The 20,279-nt window shown below is 39.4% G+C and carries 14 protein-coding genes and 1 tRNA gene; 6 read left to right on the plus strand and 9 right to left on the minus strand.

Annotated elements, in window-relative coordinates; genetic code table 11:
- Positions 1–71: 71 nt before the first annotated feature.
- The 6 genes from AC0UMU_RS04815 to AC0UMU_RS04840 all read right to left on the minus strand — a co-directional run bounded on the left by AC0UMU_RS04815 (position 72) and on the right by AC0UMU_RS04840 (position 11,111).
- Positions 72–2,276, minus strand: coding sequence for a sodium-translocating pyrophosphatase (locus AC0UMU_RS04815; RefSeq protein WP_288640952.1), 2,205 nt, complete (start codon positions 2,274–2,276; stop codon positions 72–74).
- Positions 2,277–2,607: 331 nt separating this feature from the next.
- On the minus strand, positions 2,608–3,120 hold the full coding sequence (locus tag AC0UMU_RS04820; RefSeq protein WP_270214258.1) for a ferritin-like domain-containing protein: 513 nt from the start codon (positions 3,118–3,120) through the stop codon (positions 2,608–2,610).
- 153 nt (positions 3,121–3,273) lie between these two features.
- On the minus strand, positions 3,274–6,153 hold the full coding sequence (locus tag AC0UMU_RS04825; RefSeq protein WP_288640953.1) for a calcium-translocating P-type ATPase, PMCA-type: 2,880 nt from the start codon (positions 6,151–6,153) through the stop codon (positions 3,274–3,276).
- Positions 6,154–6,949: 796 nt separating this feature from the next.
- The gene (locus AC0UMU_RS04830; RefSeq protein ID WP_278714318.1) at positions 6,950–8,962 is read right to left on the minus strand and encodes an alpha amylase C-terminal domain-containing protein; all 2,013 of its coding nucleotides are present in this window, start codon (positions 8,960–8,962) and stop codon (positions 6,950–6,952) included.
- 162 nt (positions 8,963–9,124) lie between these two features.
- Entirely contained in the window at positions 9,125–9,571 is a 447-nt protein-coding gene (locus AC0UMU_RS04835; protein WP_122303946.1) for a NanQ anomerase/TabA/YiaL family protein, read from the minus strand.
- 139 nt (positions 9,572–9,710) lie between these two features.
- Entirely contained in the window at positions 9,711–11,111 is a 1,401-nt protein-coding gene (locus tag AC0UMU_RS04840; RefSeq protein ID WP_288640955.1) for a methyltransferase RsmF C-terminal domain-like protein, read from the minus strand.
- A gap of 115 nt (positions 11,112–11,226) precedes the next feature.
- On the opposite strand from AC0UMU_RS04840, the gene AC0UMU_RS04845 reads away from it, so the two are divergent.
- The 4 genes from AC0UMU_RS04845 (at position 11,227) to AC0UMU_RS04860 (ending at position 14,055) form a co-directional block, all read left to right on the plus strand.
- Positions 11,227–11,934 (plus strand): SAM-dependent methyltransferase, encoded by a 708-nt coding sequence (locus AC0UMU_RS04845; RefSeq protein WP_278714314.1) that lies wholly within the window; start codon positions 11,227–11,229, stop codon positions 11,932–11,934.
- Between the two features lie 72 nt (positions 11,935–12,006).
- On the plus strand, positions 12,007–12,810 hold the full coding sequence (locus tag AC0UMU_RS04850) for an MBL fold metallo-hydrolase (RefSeq protein WP_009318778.1): 804 nt from the start codon (positions 12,007–12,009) through the stop codon (positions 12,808–12,810).
- Positions 12,811–12,881: 71 nt separating this feature from the next.
- Positions 12,882–12,954 (plus strand) — tRNA-Lys (locus AC0UMU_RS04855).
- Positions 12,955–13,305: 351 nt separating this feature from the next.
- A complete protein-coding gene (locus AC0UMU_RS04860) occupies positions 13,306–14,055 on the plus strand; it encodes a hypothetical protein (protein WP_009318779.1) in 750 nt (249 codons plus the stop codon).
- 68 nt (positions 14,056–14,123) lie between these two features.
- On the opposite strand, the gene AC0UMU_RS04865 is transcribed toward AC0UMU_RS04860, so the two are convergent.
- Complete coding sequence (locus AC0UMU_RS04865; protein WP_009318780.1) at positions 14,124–16,583, minus strand: glycoside hydrolase family 3 N-terminal domain-containing protein; 2,460 nt, start codon at positions 16,581–16,583, stop codon at positions 14,124–14,126.
- A 215-nt stretch (positions 16,584–16,798) separates the two neighbouring features.
- On the opposite strand from AC0UMU_RS04865, the gene AC0UMU_RS04870 reads away from it, so the two are divergent.
- A complete protein-coding gene (locus tag AC0UMU_RS04870) occupies positions 16,799–17,305 on the plus strand; it encodes an FHA domain-containing protein (RefSeq protein ID WP_009318781.1) in 507 nt (168 codons plus the stop codon).
- Between the two features lie 11 nt (positions 17,306–17,316).
- On the plus strand, positions 17,317–18,510 hold the full coding sequence (locus AC0UMU_RS04875) for a putative sugar nucleotidyl transferase (protein ID WP_122338118.1): 1,194 nt from the start codon (positions 17,317–17,319) through the stop codon (positions 18,508–18,510).
- Between the two features lie 58 nt (positions 18,511–18,568).
- On the opposite strand, the gene AC0UMU_RS04880 is transcribed toward AC0UMU_RS04875, so the two are convergent.
- On the minus strand, positions 18,569–19,270 hold the full coding sequence (locus AC0UMU_RS04880) for an SGNH/GDSL hydrolase family protein (protein WP_009318783.1): 702 nt from the start codon (positions 19,268–19,270) through the stop codon (positions 18,569–18,571).
- 10 nt (positions 19,271–19,280) lie between these two features.
- Positions 19,281–20,177: a Ppx/GppA phosphatase family protein gene (locus AC0UMU_RS04885; protein WP_022390870.1), complete on the minus strand. Its 897-nt coding sequence runs from the start codon at positions 20,175–20,177 to the stop codon at positions 19,281–19,283.
- Between the last annotated feature and the right edge of the window lie 102 nt (positions 20,178–20,279).

Below are 20,279 nucleotides of genomic sequence, written 5' to 3' on the forward strand. Positions count from 1 at the left end.
TGTTGGGTTAAAGTCCCGCGGCTGCTGGGATAAACTATCCCAGCCGCCGCGGTACTTAATTTTTTATATTCTTAAAATAAACTCCAGGCGACAGTAAGCCCTGCCATGACAATTGCGACCATACTCATGAGTTTGATCAGAATATTTAAGCTTGGGCCTGAAGTATCTTTAAACGGATCTCCTACGGTGTCGCCTACGACGGTAGCCTTGTGAACCTCACCGCCTTTGCCTCCGAAATTGCCTTCTTCAACATATTTTTTTGCATTATCCCACGCTCCTCCGGCATTTGCCATAAAGATAGCAAGAACAAAACCTGAACTGAGTCCTCCGATTAATAGTCCGATGACTCCCGGAACTCCGAAAATAAGTCCGGTCGCAATGGGTGCGATAATTGCCAATAATGAAGGAAATACCATTTCTCGTTGAGCACCTTTGGTAGAAATTGCCACACAACGGGCATAATCCGGTTCAGCTTCTCCGGTAAGGATACCTTTTATTTCTCTAAATTGTCGGCGAACTTCTTCCACCATGTGTGCTGCAGCTCGCCCCACAGCATTCATTGTAAGCCCACAGAAAAGAAATGCCATCATAGAACCGATAAAGATTCCCGACAACACTTTGGGATTCATTAAAGTTACGTCATAGTAATACATAAAATCTACGAATGTAGCTTTATGCGTTTCTAGCATACTTCCGTCTGCAAATATAAGAATCTCTTCTCCGATGCGAGTCAGACCGATGCGTATTTCCTCGATATAGGAAGCCAGTAACGCTAATCCGGTCAGTGCTGCCGATCCGATGGCAAAACCTTTTCCTGTGGCGGCAGTGGTATTTCCCAATGAGTCGAGAGCATCGGTACGTTTCCGCACTTCTTGACCTAATTCGCTCATCTCTGCATTTCCTCCTGCATTATCGGCGATAGGTCCGTAAGCATCGGTCGCTAAAGTGATACCTAATGTCGAGAGCATTCCTACTGCAGCAATTCCGATTCCGTAAAGTCCCATAGAGATATTTGCAAAGTCGAATCCTGAAGCGAACCAATAGGAAAGAATGATGCCGAAAACTACGGCCAATACCGGTATGGTTGTGGATACCATACCTAAACCTATTCCTGAAATAATTACGGTAGCAGGTCCGGTTTTACCGCTTTCCGAAAGTTTTTGTGTCGGTTTATAAGATTGAGAAGTATAATATTCTGTGGAACGTCCGATGATAACACCGACTAATAGCCCTATTACTACGGCGCAAGATATGTATATCCAGTTTTCAAGTTGTAAAGCCCATAAAATCAGAAATGTAGCTGCGATTATCAATATTGAACTGAGGTTTGTCCCCAAAGAAAGAGCTTTGAGAAGGTCCTTCATTTTTGCATTTTCTTTTGTTCTTACGGAAAAGATTCCGATAATAGACAGAACGATACCTACTGCGGCGATCAACATCGGAGCAATGACGGCTTTAAATTGCATATCTATATCTCCGCTACCGATAAATGTCGCCGCACCGAGTGCTGAAGTTGCCAGTATCGAACCGCAATAAGATTCGTACAGGTCAGCTCCCATACCGGCAACATCGCCCACATTATCACCTACGTTGTCAGCAATAGTCGCCGGATTACGCGGATCATCTTCAGGAATTCCCGCTTCCACTTTTCCCACGAGATCTGCACCTACGTCCGCAGCCTTAGTATAAATACCTCCACCGACACGAGCAAATAGAGCTTGGGTAGAAGCACCCATTCCGAATGTCAGCATTGTCGTGGTTATGATACATAATTTATTTGCCGGATTTATTGCGTCAGCCGGAATACAATAGTCGAGAAGAATATACCAGAAAGAAATATCGAAAAGACCTAAGCCTACAACGACAAGTCCCATGACAGCTCCGCTACGAAAAGCAACGGTCAATCCTCCGTTCAGAGAAGTACGTGCTGCATTTGCCGTTCTTGCAGAAGCATAAGTTGCTGTTTTCATACCTAAAAAGCCTGATAATCCGGAAAAGAAACCTCCGGTCAGAAAAGCTACGGGCACCCAAGGATTTTGTAAATTAAATCCGTATGCCATAATAGAAAAAAGGATTACTAGTCCCAGAAATACCAGTCCTACAACTTTATATTGCTGTTTGAGATAGGACATAGCGCCTTTGCGGACATGTGAAGCAATTTTTTGCATTGTTTCCGTACCTTCGCTTACGTGCATCATTTGTTTGTAAAAATACCACGCTAAAATCAGGGCGAGGATCGAAGAGGCTGGGATCAGCCAGAATAGTGAACTCTCCATTGTGCTTTCAGATTTAAAGATTATTTTCTAAAAATATGAATTTCGGCTAATAAAACAAACTGAAATCTACTAAATTATTTTAAAGGAAAGAATGTTACAATGGAAATGTTGGAATTGTAATGTTTGTGTTTTTAGAGCCTGCCTAAATTTTTCTATGAGAATACATATCTTCTATCTTCCTGAATCATTCTTCGATCTGTTTTTTTCTGTTTTTATTCATCAAATAGTTCGCTATCTGATGAATAAAAACGAAGAAAAGGACCGAAAAAAACGCAAAGATGATCTGATAGTATTTTTTATTGGAAAATTTAAACAGATTCTTAGTAAAAGATTATTTATTCAATATATCTTTTTTCATTCGGGCAATATCATCCAGATAATCTTGAAGATCTTGTTCATGATCTTCTTCTTCCGCTAAGATAAATTTTGCCATGTTACAGGTAGTAAAGTCTATTCCTTCGGTAAATGAGGCTATATCTTCGTAACGTTTTATGGCGCATCGTTCGGCAATTACGTTTTGAAATAGAATTTTCTGAACATCGAAATCATCGGGAGCGCTGTATTGACAGCGTGCCAGTTCAAACCATTTTTTTGGATTTAATACCGGAACGCCTTCCAGTTCTATAATTCGGTCTGCTACAAGTTTAGCGTGTTTATATTCTGCTTCGGCATGTTTTTGCAGCTCTTTTTGAATTTCGGCTCGCATAGCGCCTTCTGCCATAAGAGCTCCGATCCAGTATTGATAAAAAGATAGCCATTCTTCAGATAGTGCAGCATTCAGTTGTTCCAATACTTTGGAAACATCGATTTTATTCTTTAAAATTTCAAGACTTCCTTTTGCCATAATTTTTTTACATTAAGTTTGTTTGTCTGCTACGTAAAACAATCGATGGCAAGCATCGTTTATAGAATAAGGAATTCTTAACAGTAAAAAATAGCTCTCCTGAGTATCTGAAGTTCGGGAGAGCTATTTGGAGGACTTTATCTTATTGAGATCTTATTTCTTCTTTTTCCCGAATAAACGGAAAATTTCACCGATCCATAAGACTAATGATGTAGAGCCGATGATCAGTAACCAATCTTGCCATGAGAGAGGAACTGTACGAAATACGTCCCCTCCGAATGTGACGATAAAAAACTGTCCTATGATAATCAATAATGCAACAGTAATAAATCCTGTATCATGCAGTAATCCGTTAAAGGCCGATTTCCCGGTTGCAAAGGCTTTAGCATTAAATAAATTCCAGAATTGCAGCATTACAAAAATAGTGAAGAAGCAAGCGAGGTCGTGACGGTTTATTTCTCCTTCTGCATTGGTGAAATAGTAGAGTAGTCCCATTAAAAATGCCACGAATGCCAATCCTATCCATAATATTTGATTTCTCATAGGAGAGGTAACGATAAATGCCTCGTTTTTGCGGGGTTTGTCTTTCATTACTTCTTTATTCGGCGGTAATGAAGCCAGGGCTCCGGCGGCAAAAGTGTCCATAATGAGGTTGACCCATAGCATCTGAGTCACCGTGAGAGGCAATTCGTGACCGAAGATCGAACCTAAGAATACGATTACCAGTGCAACGACATTAATTGTAAGCTGGAATAAAAGAAAACGCTGGATATTTTGGTATAAAGAACGTCCCCACATGACTGCTGTCGCAATACTTTTGAATGAGTCGTCCAGTAAAGTTATATCACTGGCTTCTTTTGCGACAGAAGTACCAGTTCCCATAGATAATCCTACATTGGCATGGTTCAGAGCCGGAGCATCATTCGTTCCGTCTCCGGTTACGGCGACAATTTGTCCGTCTTTTTGAAGCAGTTCTACTAATCGTTGTTTGTCCGTCGGACGTGCCCGGCACATGACTTTCAGTTTCTTTACCCGTTCAAAAGCTTCATCATCCGGCAGTGCCTCGAAATCTGTACCGGTAATGATATTCTCATCCGTATCTTCCGGTTTCCAGATTCCGATCTGACGGGCAATTTCCCGTGCTGTCGCAGTAGTGTCTCCTGTGACGATTTTGACCTGAATACCAGCATTTAAGCATTCGGCTACGGCAGCCGGAACATCTTCTCGAACAGGATCTGAAATTGCAACAAATCCGAGAAATATGAGTCCGGTATCGGCTAATTCAGGAATAGGTTGGTCGTTGTCCTCATTTATAATTTTATATGCAAACCCGAGAGTTCGCATAGCTTGATTTTGGTAAGCAAGCAGTTGCTCCTCTATCTGTCCTTTATATTCCGATACGGGTTTTTCTCCTTCCGGAGTTTCTACGGTCTTGCATTTTGAAAGTACGATTTCAGGTGCACCTTTCATATATAGCACTTTTTTACCGGCAAGAGGTGAGTTTACAAGAGTTGCCATATATTTGCGCTCGGTAGAAAATGTCAGTTGTTTATCGACGTGGGCATTTTCACGCAAAGGAGCATACTCTATACCTTTATTGTGCAACCAGAGCAGTAAAGCTGCTTCGGTGGGGTTACCCATTGTCGATATTTTTTGAGGATCGGAGTAATCTAAAAATGCTGTGGAGTTGGCGGCAATACCTTCTTTAATAAGATTGCTGGCAGTGTTGTCTGTCAATTTTTGATTTTTCAAGGCGAAGAAATTGCTTTGGAAGACTCGCATTTGGTTTTGGGTGAGAGTTCCGGTTTTATCGGTACAAATAACGGTTGTTGCTCCCATTGTTTCACAAGCGTGCATTTTGCGTACCAAATTATTGGTTTGCAACATTCGTCTCATACTGAGAGCCAGACTCAGTGTTACACTCATCGGTAATCCTTCAGGGACAGCTACGACAATTAATGTTACTGCAATCATAAAATATTGTAGTATTCTGTTAGCTTCTTCAATATCGATCCATGAAGATGAGTTCAGCGGATTTACACCGAATAATACACCTATGCTACAGAAGATGGCGAAGATTATTATACCGAATATAAGCCATGTTAGCCATCCGAAGCGGTTAATGCAGCGGGGAAGAGGTTTTTCTTTTCCTGCGAGAGAAAATGCATCGTACAGAATCGGTACCCAAACTTTGGATAAAGCAATGATTCCCCCTGCCATAACAGCGCCCAATAGCCCGAATTGTCCCCATGTGATGGGGTGAGTTATCAGATCTTTAATAAATAGAGTTCCGAAAGTAAGGATAGCTAAAGCAAAACCTGCGACACCGATAAATTTTGCCAGCCCGTTTAATTGACGGTTTAGCGGAGTTTCTTCTCCGCTGATTTCTGTCGCTTTTTCGGCTACTTGTCCGTATTGAGTGGCATCGCCTACTTGCTTTACCTCCATAATGCCATGTCCGTCAAGTACTTTTGTTCCCCTCATCACCCAGTTAGAGGGATAGGTTGCTTCTGAATCGAAATCTTCGGGATTCGTGGTTTTGTCGATCATCAATTCTCCGGTAAGGCAAGACTCATCTATTTGGAGAGAGATAGCTTCGAGTAATTCTCCGTCTGCAGGGACTTCTTCTCCTGTTTCGAGTAAAACTATGTCTCCGACGACAATATCTTTTTTAGGAACTTCTTGAAGATTTCCGTTCCTGATTACTTTTATCATAATATCGTCGTTTACTTGATTCAGAATATCAAATTTTTTGTTTGCATCCATTTCAAACCAAAACGCAACGCCGGTTGCTAAAAATATAGCACAAAATATTCCGATTGTTTCAGCATATTCGTTATGAATGAACGAAATACATAATGATAATAATGCTGCGATGAGTAAAATACGGATAATAGGATCTTGAAATTTTTCGAAAAAAAGTTTCCAAAGAGGAGTTTTTTGAGGTGGAGTAAGCAGATTGCTTCCGAATTTTTCCCGACTTTCCTTCACTTGTGCATCGGTAAGTCCGGAATAGTGTTGTTTAACGTCCATTGTTTGATAGTTTAATATAAATAATTTATCGGGTACGAATATAACATTTTAAAATGGAATAGAGTTAGAGCCAGTTTAAATTTTACTCGGGGCAGATTTGAAAGTTTCTTTCGGAAATGTTTTGTCGCTTTTAACGAGGATAATAGCGAGTATCTGACAAGTGAAAATGGGAAAACAGACTGGAAGGAATCACAAAAATAACCTGATAATATATTTTTATCGGAAAATTTAAAATAGCTTCTTATCGTATTATTTTCAGTCGTCTATTTCGGATACAATAAAAAATTTCTACTTCTTTTATCTCTTTTGAGATTTTGGGTAAACTTACTATTACGGTATTCTTAAACGATTCGGAAGATTTTTTATTCTGTTTCGAATGAAATTTCAAATAAATTCTATATCGAAAGATTTTCATTATGACAGTGCATAATAATGGATGCTGAAAGGGTAATGTAATTATTAATTTAGATCAAATGTAATAGTGTATTAATAGCAAATTAAATATTAAATAGATTGATTACTATGCTATTATAAATAAAAAAAGAGGCTTTTTCTCAAAAGTCCCTTTTTAAAGGTTTTCAATAGGTATTAATTTTTTAAGGTAAAAAAGATTGTTCTAGGTTAATGCATGCAAAGATGTACTTTTTCCTGAATCTCGCAAAAAAAATATATATGTTATATAACCTATTTTTAAGTGTCTTTTATACAATTATATATAATTAATTTTCTGTATTTTAGTGTTATATATATAAAAAATTGTATCCTTATGGTGATTAAAAATTTGCTTAAAAACGAATTATTTTCTCTTTTGGAGCTTTAAAACTTGTGCAGATCGAGCCGGCAGATACAATCTCAGCCACTCTTTCTTTTCTTTTTTATATAGAGGATCTGGAATCGTGAAATGCTCGATTGATTCGTCAATCAATCCGTATCCTCCGAATGTATAAGAATCGGTATTTAATACGGTTTTATAGCTGCCTTTGGGGGCTAATATACCGTAATCGGTAAAGGATTTGAACGGATGGAAGTTGAATATGAATAATAGATCTTTTCGCATAAATGCTAAAATCTGGTCTCCTCCGTTGTCCCATAATTTGATGATGGGACTTTGTTCAAAATGTTTTACATCTTTTACCAATTTGATCATTGCCTCGTCAAAGTTTCCTAAATATTCGTATTTAAGATCTTTTCTATCAACAAGACTCCATTGTCTGCGGGCATATTTATAAGACCAACCGTTACCTTCTCTCGGAAAATCGATCCATTCGGGATGACCGAATTCGTTTCCCATAAAATTCAGATAGCCTCCATTGATAGTCGATAAAGTGACTAAGCGTATCATTTTGTGCAGAGACATGCCTCTGTCAACGGCCATATTGGTGTCGTTTTTCATCATGTGCCAATACATTTGATCGTCGATAAGTCTGAAAATTATTGTCTTATCCCCGACAAGAGCTTGATCGTGACTTTCTGCATAATTGATGGTTTTTTCGTCAGACCGTCGGTTGGTCAGCTCCCAGAAAATTGCAGAAGGATTCCATTCCTCATCTTTCTTTTCTTTGATTATCTTAATCCAGAAATCGGGGATACCCATAGCCATACGGTAATCAAACCCGATACCTCCGTCTTCTGTTTTCGCAGCAAGACCCGGCATTCCGCTCATCTCTTCGGCAATCGTTATTGCATGAGGATTGACTTCATGAATTAATTTGTTTGCCAAAGTAAGATACGTGATCGCATTTTCGTCTTGTCCCCCGTCGTAATAATCATTATAACTGCCAAAAGCTTTTCCTAATCCATGATCGTAATAAAGCATCGAAGTGACGCCGTCGAAACGGAAACCGTCGAATTTGAATTCTTCAAGCCAATATTTGCAGTTGGATAATAAAAAGTGAATTACCTCATTTTTTCCATAGTCAAAACAAAGAGAGTCCCATGCAGGGTGTTCTCTTCTGTGATCTCCGTAGAAAAATTGGTTGTAAGAACCATCGAAACGCCCTAATCCTTCGACTTCATTTTTTACCGCATGAGAATGTACTATATCCATGATTACAGCTATGCCTAAAGCATGAGCTTCGTCAATTAATTGTTTCAGTTCGTCAGGTGTCCCGAAACGGGAAGAGGGAGCGAAAAAACTTGAAACGTGATACCCGAACGATCCGTAATAAGGATGTTCCTGAATAGCCATAATTTGTATGGCATTGTATCCGTCTTTTGCGATGCGGGGGAGAATTTTTTCTCTAAATTCGTTGTAATTACCTATCCGCTCTTCTTCTTGGGCCATACCTATATGGCACTCATAAATCAATAAAGGAGAGATTTGGGGTTTGAATTTTTTTTTCTTGAATTTATAAGGTATCGAAGGTTTCCATACTTGAGCAGAAAATATGTAAGTCTTTTCATCTTGGACAACCCGAGTTGCCCATGCAGGTATGCGTTCACCATGACCGCCATTCCAATGCATCGATAATTTATATAAATCGAGGTGCTTTATTTCTCCGGTTTTTAGTTTAAGCTCCCATACGCCGTTTTTTAGTTTTGAAAAGCGATATTTAGTATTCTCTTTCCATTCCGAGAAATTTCCGATCAGGAAAATATCTGTTGCATTAGGAGCCCATTCTCGTATGACCCAACCTTGCTCTGTTTTGTGAAGCCCGAAATATAAGTATCCGTCTGCGAAATCAGATAAAGATTTGCCTTTTCCGGCCAGTTCTTTTTCTTTGGAAACCGAAAGTTGAAATCGATGTTCGATATCCGTTTTATAAGGTTCGAGCCAAGGATCGTTTTTTATTAAATTGAGAGAATCCATAATATCTTGTATCTTAAAGTGGTAGATAGAATAAAGTTGCAGGAGAATCGTAGAATATCGGTATTATAAAAGGCAGATAAAACGTAATGTCGATTTTTTATAATTAACTATGTCCGAATCCGGACATAGTTAATTCGGGAAACTGTTTCTATGTTTCGGTATTTATATACGTACTTTAACGATAACTTTTTTGAAGTTTCCTTCAGCGATACCGGGAGCATGTCCGTCTTCAGGAAAGAATATGGCAAATTCTCCGGGTTGCACCTGTATATAGGTTGTCGGGGTATCAGCAAAGAATGTTATGTCTTTTTCCTCATTATAAGGTTGTGTTATCTTTTTCAATTCTTTTGTCGCTTTCCAGCCCATTGTTTCAGTTGTGGTCAAAGGCATCTGTATGTCGATATATTTATTGTGAGTTTCCATTTTAGCAGCATCTTTGCTTTTTCCCACAGGTTCTGCTATGGAAACATATAAATCATCTCCGTCGAGAACTATTTTCCCGGCTTCTTTGGTAGAGAAATCGGTCGATTTTAGAAAATCGAATGCTTTTTTAAATAATGGGTGCAACTGTTCGATCGAAGCTGAGTTGCTGAGAGAATCTAAGATCATGATGTTTGTTTTTTTAGTGTCTTAATTTAGTAATCGGACATATTGTTTTTTGTCCGGAACTATGCAAATTTATAAAAATATTTGAGATAAGCCTTGTTTTTCCTGATCTTTTATTATCTACTTGCATGTTATTAATTTTTCATTTAAAAGCGATCGGTAAGGGTTGGGTAGGGGTGTATCCGCTTCGGATACGCCACTCTTGTGGATATAAATTGTTTGCTCTGTTTCCGAGATTTTTTGCCCACCCTAACGGCATTCCCTCGAATGTCAGTAGAAAATAATCACGTTCATTGCTTTGCAGTTGAAAAGACTCTCTACGCAAATAGGATAGAGCCGTGTTTAAAGGTAGCTTTTCTTCCGGAAAAATGTTTCGGTTCAGGAATGTTGATAAAGCTAATGCATGTTCGGGAATATAGTCTTTCCCTTTGGCGTAAGCCAGAGGAATTCCTGCATGTATAACGTTTGTCCGGGACTCGAACAGGGGCAGGTCTTCTGAATATTCTGACGGAAATGCGAATATCGAATTTGCGTTAGAACTGAAAAAGAACTTTTCATTGTTTCTGATCCATGATCTGATATTATCGGGAATAGAACATACATTCCGATTCTTGTTCTTTTTTGCTGATATTCTATTCTGTAGCCTCTCTCTTGGAATAATATCTTCGCTTTCTGATTTGCGGAATACGGTCATGAAAAGACCTTCTCCCTTAGTGACATGCGGCATAAACCGGTAGCAAGGAACAGTACCGGTCAACTCTTTATGAATACCCCATTCCGGATCTGTTTTTACCGGTAGAGGTGTAGCTCCCAATCTATTTTGTATATAATCGGCTATGAGTTCGTTCTCATCGGTGTTGTAGGTGCAAGTACTGTATATCAGTATACCACCGGGACGTAAAGCATCCCAGATATTGTGCAGTATTTCTTTTTGACGTTCCGAACATAGTCCGACATTCGATGCAGACCACTCTTGTACAGCCACCGGATCTTTGCGAAACATGCCTTCTCCGGAACAAGGAACATCGGTGAGAATAACGTCGAAATAGTGTTTCAGTGAATTGAACGTCGCCGAGTCGTTATTCGTGACGATACAGTACGGATTCCCCCACTTGATAATGTTCTCTTCAAGAACATGCGCACGATTACGGACTATTTCATTGCAGACGACCAGACTGCCTTCGGGCAGAGCTGATAAGGCCAATGTCGTTTTTCCACCGGGTGCGGCACATAAGTCGAGATAACGAACCGGTCGAGTAATATGCTGCTTGATGACATGATCGAGAAACATGGACGAAGCTTCTTGTACATAATAAGCTCCGGCATGGAATCGAGGGTCGAATGTGAATGCGGGACGATCTTGCAGGTAATAACCGTTTTTGCACCAAGGGACTTGCTCTTGCCCGGATAATCCGGAATTGGTTTTTAAAGGATTTAGCCGGATACTTACCGGAGATTCTTCTCGCAGAGCTTTTTCAAAAGCCGGATATTCATCTTTCAATAAATTTTTTGTTCGGTCGGTAAAAGCAAGAGGTAATTCCATGTCGTGTTTCTGTTATTTGTACAAAATTACATACTTTTCGGATATAAAGAAACGGTTTTGCATTTATGATAAGTGCGGGGAAATCTTTACCTTTGTCGCAAAGAGTATTGTACCTATGCATTCAGCAGCGCTTTATCTGATCCCTGTAACATTGGGAGACACTCCGGTAGATCGAGTATTGCCGGCTTATAATAATACGATAATATCCGGTATCTCTCATTTTATAGTGGAGAATATCCGTACAGCACGTCGTTTTTTGAAAAAATCGAATCCGGAAATAAATATAGATTCCTTGACATTTTATACATTAAACGGGCATACACGTCCCGAAGAGGTTTCGGATTATCTGACGCCATTGGCGGCAGGTTTTTCCGTCGGAATTATTTCGGAAGCCGGATGTCCGGCAATTGCCGATCCCGGTGCGGATGTCGTGGCGATTGCTCAACGAGCCGGATATAAGGTAGTTCCTTTAGTTGGTCCGTCTTCTATTTTGATGTCATTGATGGCTTCTGGATTTAACGGTCAAAGTTTTGCTTTTCACGGCTATTTGCCGATAGATGCGGGAGAACGGGCTCGGATGCTTAAGAATCTGGAACATCGTATCTATGCCGAGAATGAGACGCAGATATTCATAGAGACACCTTATCGGAACAGTCGTATTATAGATGATTTTATAAAGACATGCAATCCTATCACTAAATTGTGTATTGCAGCGAATATTACGTGTGAAGATGAGTATATCCGTACCTTGACATTAAAAGAATGGAATAAGGTAAAGCCTGATTTGGGTAAAAAGCCGTGTATCTTTTTACTTTATAAATAGTTTGGCAATCCTCTTTTTTTGACGCAAAAGAATTATCTTTGTAGACTTCAAAGACAAAAAGAGAGTTTGTAGATGAATTTACGTTTTTTGAGCCTTGCCAGCGGAAGCAGTGGAAATTGTTATTATCTTGGAAATGACGAATATGGAATTCTGATCGATGCAGGTATAGGCATACGCACTATAAAGAAGCACTTAAAAGAACATAATATCCCGTTTGAAAATATTGTCGGTCTGTGTATCACTCATGACCATGCCGACCATATAAAGTCTGCAGGTTGTTTGGGTGAAAAATATTTTATTCCGGTATATACGACAAAGGAAATTCTTGCCGGAATGAATCGTAGCTATTGCATGACCGAGAAGATTTATACGGCATGTCATCCTATCTGTAAGGAAGTACCTTTTGAGATTCGGGATTTTAAGATTACTTCGTTTGAAGTTCCTCATGACGGTACGGATAATGTTGGTTACTTTATAGAATACGGAGACCGGAAATTTGCTTTTGCCACAGATCTCGGACATATTCCTCCGGGTGTGGCTCACTATCTTCGCAAAGCCAATTATTTGGTTATAGAGGCGAATTATGATATTGAGATGTTGACTCATGGGACATACCCTCCGCATTTGAAACAAAGAATCATTAACCCGAACGGTCACATGAGTAATGCCGATACGGCAGAATTTTTGGCTCGGAATTTTACGGAAGATATGCGATATATTTTTCTTTGTCATTTGAGCCGGGAAAATAATCATCCCGAATTGGCCTATAAAACAGTGGAATATCGTCTTTATCAGGAAGGAATACGTGTGGGAAAAGATGTTCAGTTAGTTGCTCTCAAAAGAAATCATCCTTCAGAATATTACAATTTCGAATAAAATTTTATTGAAAACGTTTTGTTGTTTTTTTGAAAAGCATTACTTTTGCAACCGCAACCAGCAAAAGAAATGACTCCGTAGCTCAGTTGGTAGAGCAAATGACTCTTAATCATTGGGTCGAGAGTTCGAGCCTCTCCGGGGTCACAGAAAAAAGTCTTTAGATACAATTTCTAAAGGCTTTTTTGTTTTTAATATGTTTTTAGCGTATGTCTGAATTTTCCGATGCAGAAAATATTATCAAGATATTTTTATAGTTTTTTTCAATACTATAAAAAGCTATTGTTTCTTTTATCTTGATTTCGTTATCACATCCTGTTCATTTGATTATTGTTTTTTACTTTTGCTGACCTATTTACAAAGTGTAGCAGTTTTTCAAAAATACCTCTTTATAATATTTATTTTATATATTTATTTGTTAAATAGATATTATTGATTACATTTGTTTTTATTATTAATTTTGAAAAAATAAGAGATTGTTATCTAATATCTATGGGCATGAAAAGATTAATATTTGTCATTTGTGCAATTTTATGTAGCAGTTTATTTGTCTCGGCTAAGGATTTTCGAGAAGTCGTTTATTTGAAAAATGGGAGTATAATTAAAGGTATTATTCTTGAGCAGATACCAAATGAAACTATTAAAATAGAAACAAGTGATGGTAGTGTATGGGTTTTCCAAATGTCAGAAGTATTGAAAATCACGAAGGAATTTTCTTCTCGAAATTCTACAATGAGGATGAAGAATAGGCATGGTGAAAGAGATGAGTTTAAAACAAATGGCTATAAAGGATTTGTGGATGTAGGTGGTGCTTTTGGCGTGGGTACTTATGGTGACGGACTTGTTTCCGTGTCTTCTACTCATGGTTATCAGTTTAATCCATATTTCTTTTTAGGTGTTGGAGTGGGAGTGAACTATCATTTTAATTGGTCTACAGTTTTTATTCCGGTATATGCCGATGCGAGGGGGTATTTTATGAATAATGATATTGCTCCTTTTATTGGATTGAAAGTCGGTTATTCTGTTTTTGACGGTATGGGGTTCTATTTTAATCCGAGTGTCGGTGTGCGTTTTATCGCTACATCTAAATTGGGTTTGAATTTATCTATTGGATATAATATGCAGAGAACAGATATTACATTCCGTCAATATTATTACAATCCACGCACCCATGATAGTTATGTGAATTCGTATGACGAAAGAAATACAATTGGAGGAGTTATGTTCAAATTGGGTTTTGAATTCTAATTTTGATTTATAAAACGATTCCGCCGCCGGATTATCCGGCGGCGGAATCGTTTTATATAGTTTGATAATCAATTATTTGCTTGTATCCCTTCTGCTACGATACGGAAACTCTTTTTTAGTTTTATATCTTCGGATGAAGCTCCGATGCGAACTTCAAATTCTCCTGGTTCTACGTTCCAATTCATATTAATATCCAATATTTCGAGATCTTCGGGATGTAGAGTGAATTGTATGTTTTTCGTTTCTCCCGGTTGCAGAGAAACACGTTCGAAGCCTCGTAACAGAGATTCGTAAGAGATTACGCTGCTCACTTTATCTTTTACATATAACTGTACGATTTCGTCTCCGGCTCTTTTCCCTGTATTCGTGATATCGAACGATACCTGAATGTCGCCTTTAGGACCTTGTCTCTCAGGAGAAACTTTCAGATTGGAATATTCGAATGTTGTATAACTGAGACCAAATCCGAAAGGATACAAAGCTCCGTTGACCCGTGTTTTTCCGTATCCATTCGGTCCGGCTTCGGGCTGTTTCGACTGAGAGGCCGGTTTGAAAGGGAAGTTCAATTCGATCTGTCCCAATGTTTTGGGGAATGTGACCGGAAGTTTTCCCCCCGGATTATAATCTCCGAAAAGAGTTTCTGCAATGGCAGTTCCTCCCATTTGTCCGGGAAACCAAGCTTCCAGAATTGCCGGGATATAACGGTCTGCCCAATTGATAGTAAGCGGTTGTCCATTGATAAGAACCAGTACGACCGGTTTTCCTGTAGCATATAACGCTTCGAGAAGCTGTTGCTGGCGTCCCGGCAAATCGAGTCCTGAACGAGATTTGCTTTCGCCGGTACTTTCTTCATCTTCACCGAGTACGGCAATAACAATGTCGCTTAGTTTTGCTTTTTCAACGGCATTTTGTATTTCTTGCTGTTCTTCTGTCGTCAGCGGAGAATGTATTATTTCGCTTTCCGGCCATTTGGCATCTTTAACCTTACAGCCTAAAGCGTAATCGACAGCAACTTTATTCCCGAGATAATTTTTGATACCTTCATATACCGTGATATTTTCCAGTTCTTGAGGTCCGTAACGGCTTACCATATAATTTTCTTCTTTGGCAAGCGGTCCGGTGATCAGTATTCGGGACAACTTGTTTTTATCGAGAGGCAATAAATTATTTTCGTTTTTTAGAAGAACCAAAGATTGACGTTGTATATCGAGCACAAAGTCTTTGTTCTTGTCTGCTCCGACGATTTTATCTGCGGCTTTAGGATCTGCGACAAAAGGTTGGTCGAAAAGTCCGAGACGGAATTTTACCCGTAAGACGTCAGCGACACGTTCGTCTATGACTTTCATCGATAATCGTCCCTCTTTTACCAATTTTCGGGCAGGCAGAATGAAAATATCCGGTGCGGCAAAAGTCGTTCTTACGTTGAGACCGGCTTCAAGAACCATTCTTACGGCTTCTTCATAAGTTTCGGCGACATGATGTTTGTTATATACATACTCTACCGCATCGCTGTCACTGACTACATAACCGTCGAATCCGAATTCTTGACGAAGTAACTGGGTCAAGAAATAATAACTTGCGGTAACCGGAACGCCGTCCCAGTCGTTATAACTGCTCATGACTCCCATCGGGTGGGCGTCTTGGATTACTTTTTTGAACGGGTACAGATGCATTTGGTGCATTTCCCGGGGTGCAACATGAGGATCGGTGCGTACACTGCCGTCCCGCCCACCTTTGGGAACGCTATATACGGCAAAGTGTTTTAGAGTTGCTGCCACACCTTGTTCTTGAATACCTTTAACCATCTGTGTTCCGAGTGTAGCGACAAGAAAGGGATCTTCTCCATAACATTCAAGAACACGTCCCCAACGGGGATCTCTGGCAAGGTCTAATATCGGTGCATATATGTTGGTATATCCGAGAGCTTTGGCTTCTTTTCCCGCAATTGATCCGGCTTTGTAGACCAAAGGTGCGTTCCATGTACTTCCTATGCCGATAGGTGCGGGCAGGGGAGTCGCTTTTGTATGATTGAGTCCGTGGATTGTTTCGTTGGAAAAATCTACCGGAATACCTAGACGAGTCTCTTCGATAAACCATTTTTGGGTTTTGTTGATTGCCTCGGCATGTTTGCTGAAAGGATAAATCAGATCTTGGGCGATTTTCGCACCACGACCGACTCCGTTCAATTGTTCATCGATATTGGCGATTCCGTCTTTCCAAATTTTATTTTTCCATTCCGGAGTCGGTAACGAGTCGCTCATTACCCTTTTATATCCATATAAAGTTGCCAGTTGACAGGTCTTTTCGTCCAGATTCATTTGGGATAATAAATCTTGTACTCTTTTTTCGATCGGTTGCTTAGGATTTTCGAATACATCCATTTTTCCGTTTTTGTTGAAATCGATCCAACCGTCATGATAAATAGAACCTTTGTTCCCTTTGGCAAAAGCCATTTGCCCTGCCAGAAAAACGCTTCCGGCGATTAGCATACATTTTTTCAGCATAGTGTTTTTGTCGCGTGTTTTCATAAAATTCGATTATGCGCAAGTTATTTTTCCACAAAGAAAAGTGCATTCTCTTAATTTTTTTATAATATCGGGTTAACGGGAATCTTAAAAACAGATTAATTCTTTTTTTATACCGATGATTCCGTTTTTCGAGGTTTTATTCTCTGAATTTAGCTGTTCTGTACCTTGTATCTCTAAGAGATAACTTTTACCTTTGTCAGATAAATGCAGCGAAAATGAAAAAAGTTTTATGTCCCAAATGCGATAATGATATAACGTTTAATGAAGATCGTTATGAAAAAAATGTCTCTTTGTTTTTCGTTTGTCCTTATTGCGGGAAACAATTCAATGTGTCGGTTGCCGATTTGACTGATAATCAAGAGATTTCTGATTGCGGTTTTATTGTCGTATTGGAAAATTCATACGGATACCGTCAAGAACTTCCTCTTTTTATGGGAGATAATATAATCGGACGTCGCTCTAAAGGAACGGAAATTCATGTACCGATAGAGACTACGGATGTTACCCTTGCACGTCAGCATTGTGTTATTAATGTAAAGAAAAATAAGGCTGGGGGGTTTATATATACATTACGCGATTTTCCGAGTGTATCCGGAACATATTTACGGCACGAGCGTCTGGGGAAAAAAGACCGTGTGGTTTTGGAAAACGGGGCTATAATAACGGTGGGTTCAACGACATTTATCGTGCATTTTGCAGGAGTACAGGATAATGAAGATTAAAAACAGCATATATGCAGAACATTATTCTTTTTGATACGACGGGAATTCATCAGGAGTTTCTGCCATTGACATTTACAAGGCCGGTTTCGGACATACGTATCGGTATCTTTACGATACGGGAAAAATGGGAATCTCGGTTGCCGGGAATTTATTCTTATGATACGGCTGATTATTTGACAGTAAAATATCCGATGAATATTGCTTCTAATAGCTTTTTCATTGCCGGGAATGTATGTCCGGATGAGAAACTGGTCGCAGCCATTTCTTCTTTGTCGGAGTGTGAATCTCTTTTTTACGGAGATGAGCTGATTGCTTTTTACGGTTCGTTGGATGCTTTCCGTAAGAAAGATTTCGGTGTAAAGCATACTTTGAATGAAGAACCTTTTATGATTCGGAAATTGTATGATATATTTCTGAAGAACGGAGAGGCTTTAGAAGCAGATTATCGATATATCGTCTCTTCCGGAAAATCCGAACCGTTATCCGCATCAAACAGGGTAATCGGTGATCCTTGTTTTCCAGACGGTACACCTAAAATATTTATAGAGCCGGGTGCGGTTGTCGAATGTTCGGCATTGAACGTGACAAAAGGTCCGGTTTATATCGGGAAAGATGCCGAAATCATGGAAGGAGTATGTATTCGTGCTCCTTTTGCGGCTTGTGAGCATGTGGTCGTGAATATGGGAACAAAAATTTATGGAGCGACGACATTAGGTCCTTATTGTAAAGTAGGGGGCGAGTTGAATAATGTGGTGATGCTTGCCTATTCAAATAAAGGACATGATGGATTTCTCGGAAATTCGGTTATCGGAGAGTGGTGCAACTTGGGAGCAGGAACTAATGCATCGAATTTAAAAAATGATTATAGCGAGATAAAACTATGGAATTATCCTACTGGACGTTTTTTGCGTACCGGCTTGCAATTTTGCGGGTTGATGATGGGTGATCATTCTAAGGCAGGAATAAATAGCATGTTCAATACCGCTACGGTTGTTGGAGTGGGAGTGAACATACACGGTTCGGGTTTTCCTCGGAATTTTGTAGCTTCTTTTAGCGAGGGCGGTGCTGCCGGTTTTTCTGATGTTCAGTTATCTAAGTTTTATTCGATTGCCGAACGGATGATGGCACGGCGAGGAAAAATACTTACCGATGTCGATAAGGATATTTTGGAAGCGATTTATAATCAGACCGAAAGTTTGAGGTAAAGATCGAAACAGCGGGGAGATTTTTTTCACTAAATTTCCCCGCTGTTCTGGTCTTTGATTATTTTACGATTTTTTTGATTTCTTCTTTTACCAGTTTCTCCATGATCTTGTAACCGTCTCCGTTCGGATGTACGCCGTCTTTGCTCAACTTTTCAGGAAGGCCGTTCTTTTCATCTTTCATAGCGGAGAAATAATCTACATATCCATATTTGTTTGCTTTGGCATAGGCTTCTATTTCTTTGTTTAAGGCTATAATTTTTTGAGGGGCATCTTTGATGTCGAGCCGCCATTTTATTTGTGATGCGGGAAGTACCGATGTAAGAATCACCTTGATTCCGTTTGCTTCGGCGATGGAAGCCATAGCTTTGATATTGTTGAGTGTAAACTCAGGATGATAAGCACCAGTATTTTCTGCGACGTCGTTTGTTCCGGCGTTAATGACTACTGCTTTCGGCTTGAGGGCGACAACATCCCCGTAAAAACGCATAAGCATTTGCGGACTTGTTTGCCCGCTGATTCCACGGCCGATATAATTGTTTTCGGTGAAAAATTCAGGATGTGTACCGACCCAACCTTCGGTTATGGAGTTACCCATAAATACCACGCGTTTTTCTTTTTTTGTGGTAGCCGGAAGTTCTTGATTTGCTTTTTCATATTTCCGGATGTTTGCTTTTTCGTATAAATCTTGAGATTTAACGGAGGAGATGAACGGGAACGAAAATAAGACAGTCCCACAGACGATTAAGATTAACTTTTTCATTTTTATATTATTAATTATGTGTATTTAGATAATCAGAACAGAGTGAATAGGTAATTCCGTCAGCAATACCTATAGTAGGTACCCATATAGATTTACAGTTGAGGTGTCGTGTTATTTGTATGAATAATTCTGCGGCGGGTACGATAACGTCTGCTCTATCAGGTTTCAGATCGTACTGCTTCATTCGTTCTTTTATGGGGAGTGCCTGAAGCATGTTCGATACTTGATACAAGGATTCGAGCGATAACGGTTCTCCTTTTGTCGTACCCGACAGTTTATATATTTTATTGATATTTCCGCCAGATCCTATGATAGAAATATCTGGATATTCCAATGCTAATGATTTCAAGTCGGAGTATAGCTTGAGAAGCTCTTCTTTTTTGACTTTGTTATTGAGAATACGTACGGTTCCTATATTATAGGAACGAGAATCCTTAAGTTTGCAATCTTGGATCAGGCTCGTTTCGGTACTTCCTCCTCCGATATCTACATATAAATAGTCTCCCGGACGGTTTAATATATCGACGATGTGGCTGTCATATACGATTCTCGCTTCTTCTTTTCCGTCTATAATATCAATTTTTATACCGGTTTGTTCGGATATGTAACGGACAACTTCCGATCCGTTCGAAGCATCTCGCATGGCGGAAGTTGCACAAGCTCTGTAACTGATGACTCTATATACTTGCATCATTTGTTTGAATGCGGCAATGAGCCGTAACAGTCGTTCAGTTTTGTCGTTCGATATTCTGCCTAATGTGAAAGCGTCTTGCCCTAATCGCAAGGGAACTCTGACAATAAAAGTCTTTTTTAGTTGATTTGCCGTCTCCCCTTTGTATATTCCCTTTATGAGCAGGCGCACGGCATTTGATCCTATATCGATTGCTGCAAAATTTATTTGCTCCATAGATTTTTTCGTTTTCTTTTGCGAATATAATGAGAAAAATTTTGTTTTTATCCCGGATGATTCTGAAAATCGTTTTAGTACTTGTTTTAGTTTTTACTCAGT

This window comes from Coprobacter fastidiosus (assembly GCF_982245605.1).